A 16,580-nucleotide genomic window follows, 5' to 3' on the forward strand; every position below is an offset into this window, starting at 1 on the left:
GCGCATTAAACCGTATTGGCTGCATGGCGTCAACGGGTTTCTGTCACAAAGCGGATTGTCTGCGCTATTTTCAGACAATTGTATTATTTGCTAGCCGATTCCTGGCGATCCTTTCAGCACATTTAGTGCGGTAATGTTTCTTCCTAATTCTCGCGGCATGTTTCGTTGCACTTTTTACCGCCTTGAATGCGGGCTGGATTGTTGAATTTGATGAAGAATAATGCCACTATTGCGCGGTTTTTTAACGTCTCGTTCACCTGAACGCCCCTTTAAGCGTAGTTAGCGTTAGCTAAAGAGGATCGCCGATATGTCAGACTCATTGCTCATGGTGCAAAACGCTCGCGCCAGTTCGTTGATGACGTCACTGCGCGTTTCTTCTTCCCACCGCTGCGCGGTTTACTTTTCTCTCTGTCGATTATCCTCCTTCACCATGCGGTGAGGCGTTCGTTCGCTCACTGTTAGGCATGAGTAAAAATAGAGTACACCTCTGCTTTTACTGATGTCTATCGGATGGTGCTGGCTCCAGTTTTTCCATTCTTGGCCTACAGTTGACCTGTAGGGATCATGCGCTTGTCGTTATTGATTGGCATTGTGATTGGTCGGGATTGTTATCCCTGAACGGTGTCTTCCAGGCACGTACACTTACCTTTAACCGTTTGGGTTTGGTTACATGAAACAGTTAAAAATTGCGGCGAATGCAGCGGTTGCCACCCGTTTAATCACAACGCGCGAGATTGTCGCGTTGAGTCAGACCGACTTCACCGATGTGGCGGCGGTCGTTGTTTCGATTGAGGAAGCACGCAGCGGCATTCTGTCGATATTGCAGCACACGGGCTTTAGTATCCCAGCGTTTGTCGAAGAGCCTGATGAGGATAAAGCGCTGGATGTTCTGCCTGCGGGCAGCGAATGGCTGGTTCTTGATGACGATGGTGAGCACGCTAACGTGCTGGAGCGAGCGGCGAGAGCCTATCAGGATACCCTGTTGCCACCGTTTTTCGATACGCTGACCAAGTACGTCAACATGAAAAACACGACGTTTGCCTGCCCAGGGCATCAGGGCGGTCAGTTCTTCCGCAAGCACCCGGCAGGGCGTCAGTTTTTTGAGTTTTACGGCGAGAATGTGTTCCGTTCGGACATCTGTAACGCGGACGTCAAACTGGGCGATTTGCTGATTCATGAAGGAGCAGCGAAGAAGGCGCAGAAGCACGCCGCGCGCGTGTTTAACGCCGATAAAACCTATTTCGTGTTGAACGGCACGTCCTCCGCGAACAAAGTGGTGACGAACGCGCTGCTGGCGCGTGGCGATCTGGTGTTGTTTGACCGTAACAACCATAAATCCAACCATCATGGCGCGCTGATTCAGGCGGGCGCGACGCCGGTCTATCTGGAAACCGTACGCAATCCGTTCGGCTTTATCGGCGGCGTGGATGCGCACTGTTTTGATGAAGCCTATCTGCGCAAGCTGATTGCGGAGGTTGCGCCGGAACGCGCCAATGAGCCGCGCCCGTTCCGTCTAGCCGTCATCCAGCTCGGCACCTATGACGGCACGATTTATAACGCGCGTCAGGTCGTCGATAGCATTGGGCACCTGTGCGACTACATTCTGTTTGACTCCGCCTGGGTCGGCTACGAGCAGTTTATCCCGATGATGGAGCAGTGTTCGCCGCTGTTGCTGGATCTGAATGAGAACGAGCCGGGGATTTTCGTGACGCAGTCGGTGCATAAGCAGCAGGCTGGTTTCTCCCAGACCTCGCAGATCCACAAGAAAGATACGCATATCAAAGGTCAGCGCCGTTTCTGCAACCATAAACAGCTGAATAACGCCTTTATGCTGCACGCCTCGACCAGCCCGTTTTACCCACTGTTCGCTGCGCTAGATGTCAATGCCAAAATGCACGAAGGGGCAAGCGGGCGTCGGATGTGGATGGACTGCGTGAAGCTGGGCATTGAGGCGCGTAAGCAGTTGCTGACGCGTTGTTCGCTCATCAAACCGTTCGTGCCTGTGACGGTGGGCGGCGCGCTTTGGCAGGATCACGACACGGAAACCATCGCGCGGGACGTGCGCTTCTTCAACTTTGAGCCGGGCGAGAAGTGGCATGCGTTCGAAGGGTATGCGGAGGATCAGTATTTTATCGATCCTTGCAAATTACTGCTGACGACGCCGGGTATTGATGCGATTAGCGGCGATTATACCGAATTTGGTATTCCGGCGACGATCCTAGCCAACTACCTGCGCGAGCACGGCATTATCCCGGAAAAATGCGACATGAACTCGATCCTGTTCCTGCTAACGCCAGCGGAAGACGCTGCAAAAATGCAGGAGCTGGTGAATGCGCTGGTGCATTTCGAGACGCTCATCGCCCGTGATGCGCCGCTGAGTGAAGTGCTGCCCAGCCTGTATCAGAAATACAAAGAGCGTTATCGCGGTTACCGGCTGCGCCGGCTGTGTCAGGAAATGCATGACTTTTACGCTCAGCACAACGTGAAAGATCTGCAAAAAGCCATGTTCCGCAAAACCGAGTTTCCGTCCGTGGTGATGTTGCCACAGGATGCCAACAGGGAATTTGTACGCGGGAATATCGAACTGGTTCCTATCGCTGAAGCAGAAGGACGTATCGCGGCAGAAGGAGCATTGCCGTATCCGCCGGGCGTACTGTGTGTCGTGCCGGGGGAAACCTGGGGCGGGGCGGTACAGCGCTATTTTCTGGCGCTGGAAGCGGGTATTAACCTGCTGCCGGGCTTCTCTCCGGAATTGCAGGGCGTTTACAGCGTCGCAGAAGAAGATGGCAGCAAGCGCCTGTACGGTTACGTAGTAGAACAGTAATTACACTTATCTTCAGACCGTTGATAAACCTATTTACCGAATGAAAACGGCAGTAGCGGAATAGAAGAGTAAAGCGTTTGCGCCAGGGACAAAAGCGTCAGGAACGCTTTTGAAAGTCGCTTGCGACGGCCCGGCAGGGTGAATCTCAGGGATGAGATTCATATCTGCGCAATCCGAGCGTACATGGACGTACTCGCAGCGTCTTTACGATCTATCCGTTACTCCCGCTCTACGGATTTTGTCAACAACCTCAAACGTAGGCTCGGAAGCGAGCCTACGTTTTTTCTGCCCTAAGATATTAGTCTCTTAACGCAAATCAGATTCCTGCTGGTTGGCGAGTTTCACCGCTTCACGCTGCTTTTTCAGCCCGCGCCAGCCGATAATCAGCATGATCGCCAGTACCGGAATGGTCGCAACCGTCCAGGTGCCGTTCGGGTAATCAAACGCCATCAATCCCAGCACGCTCATCAGAAAAGCCAGCGTCAGCCACGATGTCACGGGCGCGCCGGGCATTTTGAATGCCACCGGTTTGGCTTTCCCCTGACGAATCGCTTTGCGCAGTTGCATCTGGCACAGAATGATGAATGCCCAAGAGCAGATAATGCCGAGCGAGGCGATATTCAGGACGATCTCGAACACCTGCGACGGTACCACGTAGTTCAGCACCACACCGATAATGTGGATGCCGACTGTGACCAAAATACCGGTATAGGGCACGGACTGCGTACTCATTTTTGACAGGAAAGCGGGCGCCGAACCGCCCAGCGACAGCGAGCGCAAGATGCGTCCCGTCGAGTACAGACCTGAGTTCAGGCTGGACAGCGCAGCGGACAGCACCACGATATTCATGACCGTGCCGATATAGGGCACGCCGAGTTTGCTGAAGAAGGTCACGAACGGGCTTTGTCCCGCCTGATAAGCGTTCCACGGCAGCAGACAGACCAATAGCACAACAGAGCCGACGTAGAACAGGCCGATACGCCAGATGACGCTGTTGACCGCTTTCGGCAGCACTTTCTCTGGGTCTTTACATTCGCCTGCGGTTGTCCCGATGATCTCGATACCGGCAAAGGCAAATATCACCCCCTGAACCAGCACCAGCGCGGGCAGAATCCCGTGCGGGAATAGGCCACCGTTGTCGGTAATCAGGTGCAAACCGGGCGTGTTGCCGTCCAGCGGGCTGCCGGTGCCGAGATAGACCGTACCGACCACCAGAAAAATAGCGATGGCTGCGACCTTAATCAGCGCGAACCAGAACTCCATTTCGGCAAACCATTTCACGCCAATCAGGTTCATCAGCGTGACGATGGACAACGCCCCCAGCGCGAACAGCCACTGCGGGACATCGGCAAATGTGCCCCAGTAGTGCATGTAGAGCGCGACGGCGGTGATGTCGACAATGCCGGTCATCGCCCAGTTGAGGAAGTACATCCAGCCTGCCACATAGGAGGCCTTTTCACCCAGAAACTCGCGTGAGTACGACACGAAGCTGCCGCTGGTGGGGCGATGCACGATCAGCTCGCCTAATGCTCGTAGAATGAAAAAAGAGAAGATGCCGCAAACCAGATAGACCAGCGCCAGCGCGGGCCCTGCCATTTGCAGACGTGCACCTGCACCAAGAAATAACCCGGTGCCGATAGAGCCGCCAATCGCGATCATCTGTACGTGGCGGTTGCCGATACTCTGGTGATAGCCCTTTTCGTGAAGACGTTGCGCGGCGGTATGATGCTCGCTATGAGGAGAAGAATGTTGTGTCATTTACTCGGTGTTTTCCTGTCTGTCACGCATCTCTTGGCGATGCGCTCGCTATTATTATTTCGAATTCAATTGACTATGTTTTTTCTGTGGCGTTTTTTTATGCCGAACATCCCTGTCCGGCACCTTTCGGGCCGTTGCTACACAACGTTGAAAAACGCTCCCAGCGTTTTTTTATAGTGCGCTGAGCGCGGTACGCCGCATGGCAGAAAACAACGGCAGCGATGCTACCTTTTCCTGTGTGCTGTGGCAAAAAATGGAGAGAAGGAAAGTGTGTCAGAGCGTGTGGTGTCGGGGGCGGGGCATCAGACGGGAAATCCCCCCAGTTAGGCGAGCTAGAACTGGGGCGGGACGCAGCATAAATGTGTTCATCCGGTTTTCTGTGAAGCTGCCAGCGCGGCGTCTTCTTCCGCCTGCCGTAAAATGGCTTTGGCGACCCACTGCGTGACATCCTGAATGCTGTCTTCTTCCAGATGCCAGATATCTTTCAGCACCAGAAAAACCTCGGAACCGTAAATGAGTGATAAGGCATAAATCACCCGCTGTTGTGCTTCCGGCGTGATTTTTCCTTCCAGCGGTTCAGTGGCAATCTTGAGCAGGCGTTTACGATTGCCGCGCGTCAGCGTATCCGTATGCAGGCGATTGGAACGGCGATCGGCCCATTGTTGCAGTGACAGATGCAGTGCGGCACGCAGCGCACCTTCATGTTCCAGCATCCTTGGGTAAGCAAAGCGCAGCAATTCGGCCACGCGTTCGCTGGCATCCGGCTGTGTCGGGTGCCACGCCAGAATCGGGCCGAGGCTTTCACCGACAACGGCGGAGACTAACGCACTTTGCGTCGGGAAATAGCGATAGGCCGTCGCGCGTGAAAGCTGAGCCGCGGCGGCAACATCGGTAATGGAAGGGAATATGCCCTGGTCGAACATATTCATAGCGGTGTCAATTAATAAACGACGGGTTTTCGCCCGTGTTGATGTCAGTGTTTCATCCCGTTCAATCACATAGACCTCATTGAATTTTCGGGCCGGACGCTATCGGGCAGCACGGCGTTGTCGCCTGAACTATAGCAAATTGAGTGATTCTTGTGCCATGTCAAGCTTTCTTACTGTCAATGTAATGTTGTATATAATATTTTGAGACTTTTGTCTCATTTGAGTATTTAATGAATTGTATTTCTGATACTCAAGTCTCAATATGGCGATTAATTAGTCTTTCTGTTTTTTGTTTCTTGTAATTATCATTTATATCAATCTGTTAATTGTTTCACTAATGGTGGGAGGGATACCGAGTGGGAAGTGAAGTTGGCAGCATTTATATTGCAAGTACAGCGGATACTAAAGGGAAGGAACAGATTTACGTCCGCGATCTGATTGCCGCGACAGGCTTGAAAACCGTCACGGTCGATCTGTCAACGACATCGCCGTCAACGGACGCACGGGTGTCAGAGGTGACAGATATCAGCGCAGAAACGGTGGCATCGTACCACCCGCAGGGCGCGTCGGCGGTGTTTTGCCATGACAGAGGGCAGGCGATTGGCGCCATGGCCGTTGCGTTTGAGCACTTCATGCTGTCGCGCGATGACATTGCTGGGGTGCTTGGGCTTGGCGGTTCCGGCGGCACGGCGTTGATCACGCCCGCGATGCAGGCACTACCGATCGGGATGCCGAAGCTGATGGTGTCGACGATGGCCTCTGGCGATATCTCCGGTTACATCGGTGCCAGCGATATCAGCATGATGTACTCCGTTACCGATGTGGCTGGCCTGAACCGTATTTCTCGTCAGGTTCTTGGCAACGCCGCGCACCAAATTGCGGGGGCCGTGAAGTTTAAGATTCAGGAACATCATGATGATAAGCCCGCGATTGGCCTGACCATGTTTGGCGTAACGACACCGTGCATTCAGGAAGCCAGTGCATTGCTGGAAGCGGAGTTTGACTGTCTGGTTTTTCACGCGACGGGTAGCGGCGGGAAAGCGATGGAAAAGCTGGTGGACAGCCATTTGCTCACTGGCGTGCTCGATCTCACGACGACGGAAGTGTGCGATTTACTGTTTGACGGCGTGCTGGCCTGCGGGCCGGAACGGTTTGACGCGATAGCCAAGACGCAGGTGCCTTACGTGGCCTCCTGCGGGGCGCTGGACATGGTGAATTTTGGCGCGCCCGCCAGCATACCGGAGAAATACGCGCATCGTCTGTTCTACAACCACAACGCACAAGTCACTCTGATGCGTACGACGATAGACGAAAATATCGCGATGGCGCGCTGGATTGGGGAGAAGCTGAACCGCTGCGAAGGCGAAGTGCGCTTCCTGATCCCCGAAGGCGGCTTCTCTGCGCTGGATGCGCCGGAACAGGCATTCTGGCACCCGGAAGCGCGTGATGCGTTTATCAGCACGCTGGAGAGCGTTGTGCAGCAAACGGCAAGACGACAGATTATTCGTCTGCCTTTCCATATTAACGATCCTTTATTTGCCCATGCGGCTGTCGATGCGTTTCGGGCTTTAGTGAAATAAGAAGGGGAAAAGGATGAAGTCAGGCATGAATCGTCAGGAGCTGCTGGCAAAATTCCGCGAAATGATCGCCCGCCGTGAACCGATTATCGGTGGCGGCGCAGGGACGGGGCTTTCCGCGAAATGTGAAGAAGCGGGCGGCATCGATCTGATTGTGATCTACAACTCCGGTCGCTATCGCATGGCGGGGAGAGGTTCTCTGGCTGGCCTGCTGGCTTACGGCAACGCGAATGAGATCGTCGTGGATATGGCGAAAGAAGTTCTACCGGTTGTGAAACATACGCCGGTGCTGGCGGGTGTGAACGGAACCGATCCTTTCTGTCAGTTTGACAAGTTCCTGGATGACCTGAAAGCGCTGGGTTTTTCTGGCGTACAGAACTTCCCAACCGTGGGGCTGATCGACGGTAATTTTCGCGCCAATCTGGAAGAAACCGGCATGGGATATGCACTGGAAGTGGATATGATCCGTCTGGCGCATGAAAAAGACATGCTGACCACACCTTATGTGTTCAGTGCGGCCGATGCGGTTGCGATGACGAAAGCGGGCGCGGACATTATTGTCCCGCACATGGGGTTAACCACCGGCGGCAATATTGGGGCGGAAACGGCGCTGAATCTCGCAGACTGTGTGCCGTTGATTAATCACTGGGCAGATGAGGCGAAGGCGATACGTAAGGATGTGATTGTTCTGTGCCACGGCGGGCCGATTTCAACACCGCAGGATGCTCAGTTCATTATGGACCATTGTCCGCAGTGCGATGGTTTTTACGGCGCCAGCTCGATGGAGCGACTGCCGACAGAAACCGCGCTAACGGCTACAACACAGCAATTTAAAAAAATTAAGCGTTAACACACTTTTTTGGCTCTCTACCTGCTGATGTCCCAATGCTGGAACAAAGGCGGGTAAATTTTGCGTCAATATCAGGGAATACGGCCAGCACACGCTGGCCGCAGTTTTTTTGTGTACCACAGAGAGGTACTCAATAGCGTTTTAGGTCGCACAGGGGAGAAAGATACTGTTATACATGCTATTTTTCATGGTGCAAAAACTTCGGAGAAATAGGTATGACATGGCGTATCACGATAGGATTAGTCACGAACTTATTACTCAGCTTTGCCGTTATGGCAAACGCGGGCATTGGTTTTCAACAGATAACATTAGCGGATGAGGTCAATAACAGGCCGTTAGACGTCGCCGTATTTTATCCGGTTTCGGCATCCTCACAAACCACGATCATAGGGGACGATGCTGTTTTTCCTGGTATCGCGGTGAGTAAAAACGCCCTGCCTGAACCCGGTGAACATCCCTTGATCGTGATTTCACACGGTTACGGCGGGAGCTGGTTTAATCAACACTGGTTGGCACTGGCGTTAGTGAAACAAGGCTATATTGTTGCCGCGCCCAACCACCCTGGGACTACCTTTAAAAATATGCGCGTTGAGAACGCTCAGGCGCTTTGGCAGCGGCCTCGTGACCTCAGTCGCGTGATTACGGCACTGCTCGCCACGCCAGAAAAAACGGGACAGGTTGATGCGAAGCGGATTGCCGCAGTGGGACACTCGCTGGGGGGCTGGACGGTATTGGCGTTAGCGGGTGGGCGTTTTAGCACGGCGCAATTTGAGAAAGATTGTCTGACGCACGCTGAGCTGGCGTCCTGTACGGTTTATGAAAAGATGCAAGTCGCAAAAAATGCCGCATCACGTGCACAGCTTGATGAGTCACTCGCGGATCCGCGCCTCCGCGCGGTAGTTTTGTTGGATATGGGGATGGCGAGAGGGTTTACCGCAGAGAGTCTGGCGGCCATCAAGGTTCCCGTTTTGACCATGGCGGCGGGATATCACGATGAGGAACTGCCTACTGCACTGGAATCTCACGATCTGGCGCAGAAACTGCCATCAGCATATTCAACGTATAAGGAAATAGCAGACGCGACGCATTTTAGTTTCATACAGCGTTGTAAGCCGGGCGCCGTTGAGATCATCAACGCTGAGAGCCCAGGGGATGGCATGATTTGTCTCGATGGGGGAGATCGTTCGCGTGAGCAGATCCATCAGGAAGTGGTGAAGGACGTCAGCGAGTTTCTTCAGGCGGCGTGGCGGAAACCGTAGCCTGTTCCCGAAGTGGGTACTGACTACGCCATACACTCGGACTTACCCCCGTTAGCCGCAAAAATTAGCGGTTGAAGATGTCGGGAAAACACTGGAATAGCATGTCTGAGTGTCTGTTTAGGACGTTGGAGCATAATGTTCGAGTCGGTGGAAATCCGCGCTACCGGAGTCAACCCGGCAGCGCGGCGTTCTATGGCACGCGTGAATTAACGGCGATAATTTTTCTGTGCGGTATTCACTTTGTACAGATAGCGGCGTGATTCGGCAGACGGATGTTTGGTCGTCAGCGTTTGATAGACATCGCTCGGCGACATACTGTTGATAATGCCTACGGCGCGATCCCGATCGTTGGAGAAGACGCGCAACACGCTGCCTGCGCCACCGTTATACGCGGTGATGACGGCATAGCGTCTTGATGTTGGGTTTTCAATGCCAGCCAGATAGCTGTTCTTCAGAATCGACAAATAGGCCGTGCCCGCGTCGATGTTTTGTTCTGGATCGAACAGGTAACTGCGGCTCGGCTGTCCCCATTTCCCTTTCATCTTGAAGACATCGCGCCCCGCGCTGTGCTGTACCACCTGCATTAGACCCAACGCATCGGAACGGCTGACGGCGTAAGGGTTGAAGCTCGACTCTGTCTGCATAATCGCCAGAATCAACGACTCTTCAATACCGTAACGCTCGGAGGCTTTCCGCACCAGCGGCAGGTATTTGTGTGCACGCTTATCCAGGTGGTTCGGCACAAGCTGGATCGTGACCGACCAGATAACATGCAGGCCGGAAGTCCGTTTTTGCAGACGGTTCTGGAGCAGATAATCCGCGAAGCTGGCGGCACGCCCTTCCCAGCGGATCGGCTGTCCGGTGTTATCCAGCACCTGACCATACAGCAGCGGTTCGCGGCTGATCTGAATATCATTAGCGTCGGAATACAGGTCGGTGTTACTGGCGTCATCGCCCATTAACAGGGTGGTGATAATCGCCTGGCGCAGGCTGGCAACGGAATTGGTCGCCGAAATGGTTTCAATCGTGATAGAACCGGCATCAAAGTTGATGTGGCTACGCGTCTGATATTGATCGGTATATTTGACGTAGTCTTTCGGACCGGCGATCAGAACTTCATTCATACCCCAGATATTTTCGATGTTGTGGGCAAATTGCCCCATCAAAATATCGAAGGCATTAGTATCCTTGATAAACTCTTCGTTGTCGGCATTCCCTTTGTTTCCCGAACAGGAAACCAGCAGCGGTGCAATCACCAGCAAAGCTAACATTTTCTTCATATAACAAGCCGTGTCGGAATAGGGACGTAAACGGGCCCGAAAGCCCGCCATTTTAGTGACTCGGAGGCGTATAGCCTTCGATGTGTACGTCCTTCCCCTCAAACAGGAATTTGATCATTTCCTGTTCCAGCAGCTTACGGTCGTCAACGTTCATCATGCTGAGTTTTTTCTCGTTGATCAGCATCGTTTGCTTGGTTTGCCACTGCCCCCAGGCGTCTTTAGATATTTCGTTATAGATGCGCTTGCCCAGATCGCCGGGATAGAGCTGGAAATCCTGCCCTTCGGCGTCGCGTTGTAAAAAAGTACAAAAAATCGTTCTGCTCATGCTTCTTCCTCATCAATTGCGCAGGCATTCAAACGTGTAGACTGCGGGTGAGCCAGCTCCCTCAGCAGGCGTTCTACTGGGGCGGCCAGTCCGACAGACGGCGGCTGCGCTAAGTTATACCAGAGACCCGCATCGTCATCCATGCAGGACCTGTTTTGTGAGCGATCGGTCTGCGATACGTCCAGCCAGAGCGGAACGATATCCAGATGAAAATGGCTAAAGGTATGGCGGAACGCGACAAGCTGTTGCAATCCATCAGGATTCAGACCGCGTTGTTGCAGCCAGAGTTCCAATTCCCGACGTTCGCTGAACTGCGGGAAGCAAAATAGCCCGCCCCACAGACCCACGGCGGGGCGCTGTTGCAGCCAGACCTGAGAGCCTTGCTGCATCAACAGGAACCAGCCCGTTTTCTCCGGCAGCGTCTGTTTTGGTTTCTTGCCGGGGTATTGCGCCCAACTGTGGTTGGCGTACGCCATGCAACCCGTGTTCAGCGGGCACAGCTCGCACTTAGGGCGGCTACGGGTACAGACCATTGCGCCGAGATCCATCATCGCCTGATTAAACTGGCTGACGCCCTCGGCTGGCGTGACCTCTTCACTCCGCGCCCACAGTTTCTTCTCGACCTCTTTCTTGCCTGGCCAGCCGTCAACGGCGTAGCAGCGTGCCAGCACGCGCTTTACGTTACCGTCGAGAATCGGGTAATGCTGGCCGAGAGAGAGCGACAGCACCGCGCCAGCGGTGGAACGCCCGACGCCCGGGAGCGCCGCGACTTCATCAAACGTGGTGGGGAATTCACCGCCGTGGCGTGACACGATGGTCTGGGCCGCTTTGTGCAGGTTGCGCGCGCGGGCGTAGTAGCCCAGCCCGGTCCATAAGTGGAGCACGTCGTCCAGCGGCGCTGCCGCCAGCGCGCTCACATTGGGAAAACGTTCCATAAAGCGTTGGAAATAGGGAATAACCGTGGTGACCTGCGTTTGTTGCAACATCACTTCGGATAGCCATACTTTATAGGGAGTTTTCTCAAGCTGCCACGGCAGGGTTTTGCGGCCATAGCGTTGATACCAGTCCAGCACCTGATGGGCGAACTGTTGCGCTTGCATCATAAAATGGGGTCACTATCCGACAGGTAAAAAGTTTGACAGCGATTCCAGCACAGAGTGAATGTGCTGTAAACCGGAACTTTCCGAGGCGGTGGGCTTGCTAAACCACGGTATCCTTGCATAATGCGCGTTTCCTTAACGAAATCGGACAGCAAGTAAGCACTCTTTATGATTAACAACGTCATTTCACCGGAATTTGATGAAAATGGGCGCCCGATGCGTCGTATCCGCAGTTTTGTCCGCCGTCAGGGGCGTTTGACCAACGGGCAACAGTTGGCGCTGGATAACTACTGGCCGGTGATGGGCGTGGAATATCAGACCGAGCTGGTAGATTTTAACGCACTATTTGGTCGTGACGCGCCAGTGGTGCTGGAAATTGGTTTTGGGATGGGCGCCTCGCTGGTAACGATGGCAGCACAGCATCCTGAGCAGAATTTTCTCGGTATTGAAGTTCACCTTCCGGGCGTGGGGGCGTGTCTCGCTTCCGCACAGGAGGCGGGCATCAGCAATCTGCGCGTGATGTGCCACGATGCGATCGAAGTGCTGATGAAGATGATCCCGGACGGATCGCTGTCGATGGTTCAACTCTTCTTCCCTGACCCGTGGCATAAAGCCCGCCATAATAAACGCCGCATCGTCCAGGTGCCTTTCGTTGAACTGGTGCAAAGCAAGTTGAAGGTTGGCGGCGTGTTCCATATGGCAACAGATTGGGAACCTTATGCGCAACATATGCTCGAAGTGATGACGTCTGTCGCTGGGTACCGCAACCTTTCCGATAAGAATGACTACGTTGAGCGGCCGGATTCTCGACCGCTAACGAAATTTGAAGCGCGCGGCCAGCGTTTGGGGCATGGCGTATGGGATCTGATGTTTGAGAGGATAAAATAGAATGGCACAAGCTCGTAGTCGTCGTTTACGTAAAAAACTGCACATTGATGAGTTTCAGGAATTAGGCTTTTCGGTCAGCTTCCGCTTTCCTGAAGGCACTAACGTGGAAGACATCGATCAACTGATGGATAAGTTCGTTGATGAGGTGATTGAACCACAGGGTCTGGCATTTGAAGGCAGCGGTTATCTGTACTGGGAAGGTCTCATCTGTTTGCAAAAACTGGGTCACTGTACTGAAGAGCATCGCCAACTGGTTAGTCGCTGGTTGGAAGAACAGAAACTGACTGATGTGAAAGTCAGCGATCTGTTCGATATCTGGTGGGATCTGCCAGAAAACCTGTTGTAATTTTTGCTTCAGTAAAAGCAGAAGAGCTTTGGTTTACGCCAACGCGTTAAGCTAAGTAAAAAAACGCCTGAGCGGATGATGGCTCAGGCGTTATCCGCCTCATCAAAGGGCACATTGCCGCTTTCTCGCCACTGCCGTTGTTTTCTTCAGGAGAAAATATGTCGCGTAAAATGACCTTGGGTTTATTGATGTTGCTGTCCTGGCAAGCGCAGGCAGCTTACCAGTGCAACGTGAACCCGCAGGACGACATCATTATCAGTCCGCAGCACGTACAGGTCGTGGGTGCCAGCGGTAATTTACAGCTTTCCCCGCAGGGCGACATCGTCCGTAACGGTACGCCGCTGACCCTGAACGCCGAACAGCGCCAGAAAGCCAAAGCCTATCAGGCGGATATACGCCAGCAACTGCCGTGGATCGATCAGGGGGCGCAACAGCATCTGGAAAAAGCGCGCGTCGCGCTGGATAACGTGATCGTGCGGGAGCTCGGCAACGACAGCAATGTACGTAACCGTCTGACTACGCTGGATAAACAGCTCAAACAGCAGATGAACCGTATTATCGAACACCGCAGTGATGGTCTGACGTTCCACCATCAGGCGATTAAACAGGTTGAGCAAGATGGCAAGCAGATTGTGCAGCAAAGCATGGGCGGCGTCTTGCAGGATAGCCTGAACGAGATGGGCGTAAAACAGATGTCTAGCGGCGGTAACCCGCTACAGGCAATGATGGGCAACCTCGGCGGTTTGCAGAAAGCGATTCAGGCCGAGTGGAATAATCAGGAACTGGAGTTCCAGCGTTTTGGTAATGACGTATGCAGTCGCGTGACGTCATTGGAAAACCAGCGCAAGAACCTGCTGCAAACGCTGAAGTAATCGTTCAGCGTTTTTGTTCACGTCTTGTTTTTTGAATGCCTTGTTTTGTGAATGAATTGTTTGTGTGAACCCATTAAAGAAAACCGGGCAGTGCCCGGTTTTGTCGTTTAAGGTGCTGGGAATGTGAACCGACGGTGGATCGCTTCCAGTTCATCAAGGATCTCGCTGTCCAGCGTCAGATTTTGGCTGTCGAGGTTGATTTGTAACTGTTCCAGCGTGGTCGCACCTAACAACGTGCTGGCGACGAACGGCTGCTGACGCACAAATGCCAATGCCATTTGCGCTGGATTCAAACCGTGCTTTTGCGCCAGCGCCACGTACTCGGCAACGGCCGCCTGAGCTTGCGGGCCGGTATAGCGGGTGAAGCGGCTAAATAGCGTGTTGCGCGCGTTAGCGGGTTTTGCGCCATTCAGGTATTTACCCGTCAGCGTACCGAATGCCAGTGACGAATAGGCGAGAAGTTCTACGCCTTCATGTTGGCTGATTTCCGCTAAGCCGACTTCAAAACTGCGGTTCAGCAGGCTGTAGGGGTTCTGGATCGACACAATGCGCGGCAGATCGTGTTTTTCCGCCAAATGCAGATAGCGCATCACGCCCCACGGGGTTTCGTTGGAAACGCCGATGTAGCGAATCTTACCGGCACGCACCTGTTCATTCAGTGCTTCCAGCGTTTCCAGCAGCGTAACGACCGGTTTGTCGTCAGTATATTGCGATCTGCTATCAGTATATTGATAGTTCAGCTTGCCAAAACAGTTGGTCTGGCGCTGTGGCCAATGCAACTGATAAAGGTCGATATAGTCAGTGTTCAAGCGTTGCAGACTGGCGTCCAGCGCAGCACGGATATTTTTTCTGTCTAGCGCCTGCTGTGGGCGGATGCTGTGATCGTTTCCGCGCACAGGGCCGGAGACTTTGCTCGCCACAATCAGTTTTTCACGGCCGCCACGGGATTTCAGCCAGGAACCGATATAGCTCTCGGTTAACCCCTGTGTTTCCGGGCGTGGAGGAACGGCGTACATTTCTGCTGTGTCAATCAGGTTAACACCTGCGGCAATGGCGTGATCTAACTGGGCATGAGCGTCTGCTTCGCTGTTCTGTTCGCCAAAGGTCATCGTACCAAGACCCAGCACGCTCACTTCTAAAGAACTATGGGGAATACGGTGATATTGCATTGCCAGCTTCCTTATGTCTGAAAATAGCAGGTGTCTTTCTCCTCATTTCCGCATGATTTTCTGCGATTCCAATGAATTTGGGAGAACACACCTGAATTTGACTATAACGAAGCCACAGCGAGTGGGGAAGTCTCTTCTGTTACCCTTTTGTGGGATTTTGTTAGAGAACGTCGCCCGATGGGGGGAGAACGGGCTAACGTTGCCCTTAGCGCTGAACGATTTGGGAAACTTGGTCGCTGTTGATCTGTTTCTGATTACCTTGCTCATCGATATAGCTGAGAAGCCCGGTATCTTTATCCAGCACGGGTTTTCCCTGCGTTAGAAGCATTTGCCCCTCTTTTGTCGCCATTACGTAGTCGCTGGAACAGCCCGCAAGGGTAAATAATAACGCCAGTGCCACTGCGATTTTCATCCGTACTTTCATCGTATTAACCCGTTAATAAATGCAAAAACTTAAGTGAGTCTAGCAAAGGGTTGAGAGGGATAACGTAGGAATAATGGAAAAAATGCGTGTTGGGGGCGTTAATTTTGTGTAATCAGGCGGCTGGTGGCCGCCTGATTAGGTCGCTTGGCGTTTTGAGCGCTCACTCTGTGGCGATCAGTGTGCCGTTTTCTCTTTTTTACTGCGCAGTAGGTTCAGCGCCTCGACGGACATTGAGAAGAACATGGCGAAGTAGATATAGCCTTTCGGTACGTGAACGTCGAAGCTTTCCAGAATCAGGGTGAACCCGACCAGAATCAGGAACGACAAGGCTAGCATTTTGACGGACGGGTGGCGTTCGACAAACTCACCGATAGGACGTGCGGAGAACATCATGACTCCAACGGCGATAACGACGGCTGCCATCATAATGAACAGATGATCAGACAGGCCAACGGCGGTGATCACTGAGTCCAGACTGAAGATAATATCCAGCAGCATGATTTGCACAATCGCGCCAAAGAAAGAGTACACCTTGGAAGTATGGTCTTCTGAACCGCCTTCGACGGTTTCGTGAATTTCCTTGCTCGATTTCCAGATCAGGAATAGTCCCCCGAAGAACAAAATCAGATCGCGCGTGGAAATCTCGTTGTCGAATACGGTAAACAGCGGGTCAGTCAAACGCATGACCCAGGCAATGGAAGCGAGCAGCCCCAAACGCATCAACATCGCCCCCATCAGCCCGATGCGGCGTGCTTTGTTTTGTTGGGCTTTAGGCAGTTTGGCGACAACCAGAGACAGGAAAATAATGTTATCGATCCCAAGAACGATTTCCAGAATAGTCAGCGTTCCCAATGCCAACCATGCGTTCGGATCAACAATCCAATCAAACATTATATCAATACACCTTAAACGAAACGTAAACGATATTATACTCTGCCAGCTTGGTGCGTAGGCAAGCGAAAGTGTGATGTCGTGAAGA

Annotated in this window: 15 protein-coding genes; 7 read left to right on the top strand and 8 right to left on the bottom strand. The window is 53.1% G+C overall.

Going from position 1 to position 16,580, the window contains the following annotated elements:
* Positions 1-670 precede the first annotated feature (670 nt).
* A complete protein-coding gene (locus H0247_RS17215) occupies positions 671-2,824 on the top strand; it encodes an ornithine decarboxylase (RefSeq protein ID WP_180743630.1) in 2,154 nt (717 codons plus the stop codon).
* Positions 2,825-3,130: 306 nt separating this feature from the next.
* Here H0247_RS17215 and ansP read toward each other — a convergent pair whose 3' ends face one another.
* Both ansP and H0247_RS17225 read right to left on the bottom strand, forming a co-directional pair.
* Positions 3,131-4,582: an L-asparagine permease gene (gene ansP / locus H0247_RS17220; RefSeq protein ID WP_180743631.1), complete on the bottom strand. Its 1,452-nt coding sequence runs from the start codon at positions 4,580-4,582 to the stop codon at positions 3,131-3,133.
* A 365-nt stretch (positions 4,583-4,947) separates the two neighbouring features.
* Positions 4,948-5,580, bottom strand: a complete 633-nt coding sequence (locus H0247_RS17225) for a TetR/AcrR family transcriptional regulator (RefSeq protein ID WP_180743632.1) — start codon at positions 5,578-5,580, stop codon at positions 4,948-4,950.
* 287 nt (positions 5,581-5,867) lie between these two features.
* On the opposite strand from H0247_RS17225, the gene H0247_RS17230 reads away from it, so the two are divergent.
* The 3 genes from H0247_RS17230 to H0247_RS17240 all read left to right on the top strand — a co-directional run bounded on the left by H0247_RS17230 (position 5,868) and on the right by H0247_RS17240 (position 9,197).
* Positions 5,868-7,091, top strand: coding sequence for a Tm-1-like ATP-binding domain-containing protein (locus H0247_RS17230; protein ID WP_180743633.1), 1,224 nt, complete (start codon positions 5,868-5,870; stop codon positions 7,089-7,091).
* A gap of 13 nt (positions 7,092-7,104) precedes the next feature.
* Positions 7,105-7,938: a phosphoenolpyruvate hydrolase family protein gene (locus tag H0247_RS17235; RefSeq protein WP_180743634.1), complete on the top strand. Its 834-nt coding sequence runs from the start codon at positions 7,105-7,107 to the stop codon at positions 7,936-7,938.
* Positions 7,939-8,153: 215 nt separating this feature from the next.
* Positions 8,154-9,197 carry an alpha/beta fold hydrolase gene (locus H0247_RS17240; RefSeq protein ID WP_180743635.1) on the top strand — a complete coding sequence of 348 codons (1,044 nt, stop codon included), beginning with the start codon at positions 8,154-8,156 and terminating at the stop codon, positions 9,195-9,197.
* 206 nt (positions 9,198-9,403) lie between these two features.
* Here the strand turns inward: H0247_RS17240 and mltC are convergent, their stop codons facing one another.
* The 3 genes from mltC to mutY are packed head-to-tail and all read right to left on the bottom strand — an operon-like array spanning position 9,404 to position 11,905.
* Positions 9,404-10,477 carry a membrane-bound lytic murein transglycosylase MltC gene (gene mltC, locus H0247_RS17245; protein ID WP_180743636.1) on the bottom strand — a complete coding sequence of 358 codons (1,074 nt, stop codon included), beginning with the start codon at positions 10,475-10,477 and terminating at the stop codon, positions 9,404-9,406.
* Between the two features lie 52 nt (positions 10,478-10,529).
* Positions 10,530-10,802: an oxidative damage protection protein gene (locus H0247_RS17250; protein ID WP_180743637.1), complete on the bottom strand. Its 273-nt coding sequence runs from the start codon at positions 10,800-10,802 to the stop codon at positions 10,530-10,532.
* The gene (mutY, locus tag H0247_RS17255; protein WP_180743638.1) at positions 10,799-11,905 is read right to left on the bottom strand and encodes an A/G-specific adenine glycosylase; all 1,107 of its coding nucleotides are present in this window, start codon (positions 11,903-11,905) and stop codon (positions 10,799-10,801) included. Before mutY ends, H0247_RS17250 begins: the two co-directional genes overlap by 4 nt.
* A gap of 165 nt (positions 11,906-12,070) precedes the next feature.
* Here mutY and trmB point away from each other — a divergent pair, with 165 nt between their 5' ends.
* The 3 genes from trmB to H0247_RS17270 all read left to right on the top strand — a co-directional run bounded on the left by trmB (position 12,071) and on the right by H0247_RS17270 (position 14,008).
* Entirely contained in the window at positions 12,071-12,790 is a 720-nt protein-coding gene (trmB, locus tag H0247_RS17260; RefSeq protein WP_180743639.1) for a tRNA (guanosine(46)-N7)-methyltransferase TrmB, read from the top strand.
* 1 nt (position 12,791) lies between these two features.
* Positions 12,792-13,136 (top strand): YggL family protein, encoded by a 345-nt coding sequence (locus H0247_RS17265; RefSeq protein WP_180743640.1) that lies wholly within the window; start codon positions 12,792-12,794, stop codon positions 13,134-13,136.
* Positions 13,137-13,294: 158 nt separating this feature from the next.
* Positions 13,295-14,008, top strand: coding sequence for a DUF2884 domain-containing protein (locus tag H0247_RS17270; protein ID WP_180743641.1), 714 nt, complete (start codon positions 13,295-13,297; stop codon positions 14,006-14,008).
* A 107-nt stretch (positions 14,009-14,115) separates the two neighbouring features.
* On the opposite strand, the gene H0247_RS17275 is transcribed toward H0247_RS17270, so the two are convergent.
* From H0247_RS17275 to H0247_RS17285, 3 genes are all read right to left on the bottom strand, one after another.
* Positions 14,116-15,177 (bottom strand): NADP(H)-dependent aldo-keto reductase, encoded by a 1,062-nt coding sequence (locus H0247_RS17275; RefSeq protein ID WP_180743642.1) that lies wholly within the window; start codon positions 15,175-15,177, stop codon positions 14,116-14,118.
* 205 nt (positions 15,178-15,382) lie between these two features.
* Positions 15,383-15,589: a YgdI/YgdR family lipoprotein gene (locus tag H0247_RS17280; RefSeq protein ID WP_304622226.1), complete on the bottom strand. Its 207-nt coding sequence runs from the start codon at positions 15,587-15,589 to the stop codon at positions 15,383-15,385.
* Positions 15,590-15,775: 186 nt separating this feature from the next.
* Positions 15,776-16,492 carry a TerC family protein gene (locus H0247_RS17285; RefSeq protein ID WP_180743644.1) on the bottom strand — a complete coding sequence of 239 codons (717 nt, stop codon included), beginning with the start codon at positions 16,490-16,492 and terminating at the stop codon, positions 15,776-15,778.
* Positions 16,493-16,580 lie beyond the last annotated feature (88 nt).

Origin of the sequence: Pectobacterium sp. CFBP8739 (assembly GCF_013449375.1) — a bacterium.
GTDB lineage: Bacteria > Pseudomonadota > Gammaproteobacteria > Enterobacterales > Enterobacteriaceae > Pectobacterium.

What these genes read in the sequence shown, in the direction of transcription:
- H0247_RS17215 (WP_180743630.1), top strand. Translation starts at nt 671, where the DNA reads ATGAAACAGTTAAAAATTGCGGCGAATGCAGCGGTTGCCACCCGTTTA.
- ansP (WP_180743631.1), bottom strand. Translation starts at nt 4,582, where the DNA reads ATGACACAACATTCTTCTCCTCATAGCGAGCATCATACCGCCGCGCAA.
- H0247_RS17235 (WP_180743634.1), top strand. Translation starts at nt 7,105, where the DNA reads ATGAAGTCAGGCATGAATCGTCAGGAGCTGCTGGCAAAATTCCGCGAA.
- H0247_RS17240 (WP_180743635.1), top strand. Translation starts at nt 8,154, where the DNA reads ATGACATGGCGTATCACGATAGGATTAGTCACGAACTTATTACTCAGC.
- mltC (WP_180743636.1), bottom strand. Translation starts at nt 10,477, where the DNA reads ATGAAGAAAATGTTAGCTTTGCTGGTGATTGCACCGCTGCTGGTTTCC.
- H0247_RS17250 (WP_180743637.1), bottom strand. Translation starts at nt 10,802, where the DNA reads ATGAGCAGAACGATTTTTTGTACTTTTTTACAACGCGACGCCGAAGGG.
- mutY (WP_180743638.1), bottom strand. Translation starts at nt 11,905, where the DNA reads ATGATGCAAGCGCAACAGTTCGCCCATCAGGTGCTGGACTGGTATCAA.
- trmB (WP_180743639.1), top strand. Translation starts at nt 12,071, where the DNA reads ATGATTAACAACGTCATTTCACCGGAATTTGATGAAAATGGGCGCCCG.
- H0247_RS17265 (WP_180743640.1), top strand. Translation starts at nt 12,792, where the DNA reads ATGGCACAAGCTCGTAGTCGTCGTTTACGTAAAAAACTGCACATTGAT.
- H0247_RS17270 (WP_180743641.1), top strand. Translation starts at nt 13,295, where the DNA reads ATGTCGCGTAAAATGACCTTGGGTTTATTGATGTTGCTGTCCTGGCAA.
- H0247_RS17275 (WP_180743642.1), bottom strand. Translation starts at nt 15,177, where the DNA reads ATGCAATATCACCGTATTCCCCATAGTTCTTTAGAAGTGAGCGTGCTG.
- H0247_RS17280 (WP_304622226.1), bottom strand. Translation starts at nt 15,589, where the DNA reads ATGAAAATCGCAGTGGCACTGGCGTTATTATTTACCCTTGCGGGCTGT.
- H0247_RS17285 (WP_180743644.1), bottom strand. Translation starts at nt 16,492, where the DNA reads ATGTTTGATTGGATTGTTGATCCGAACGCATGGTTGGCATTGGGAACG.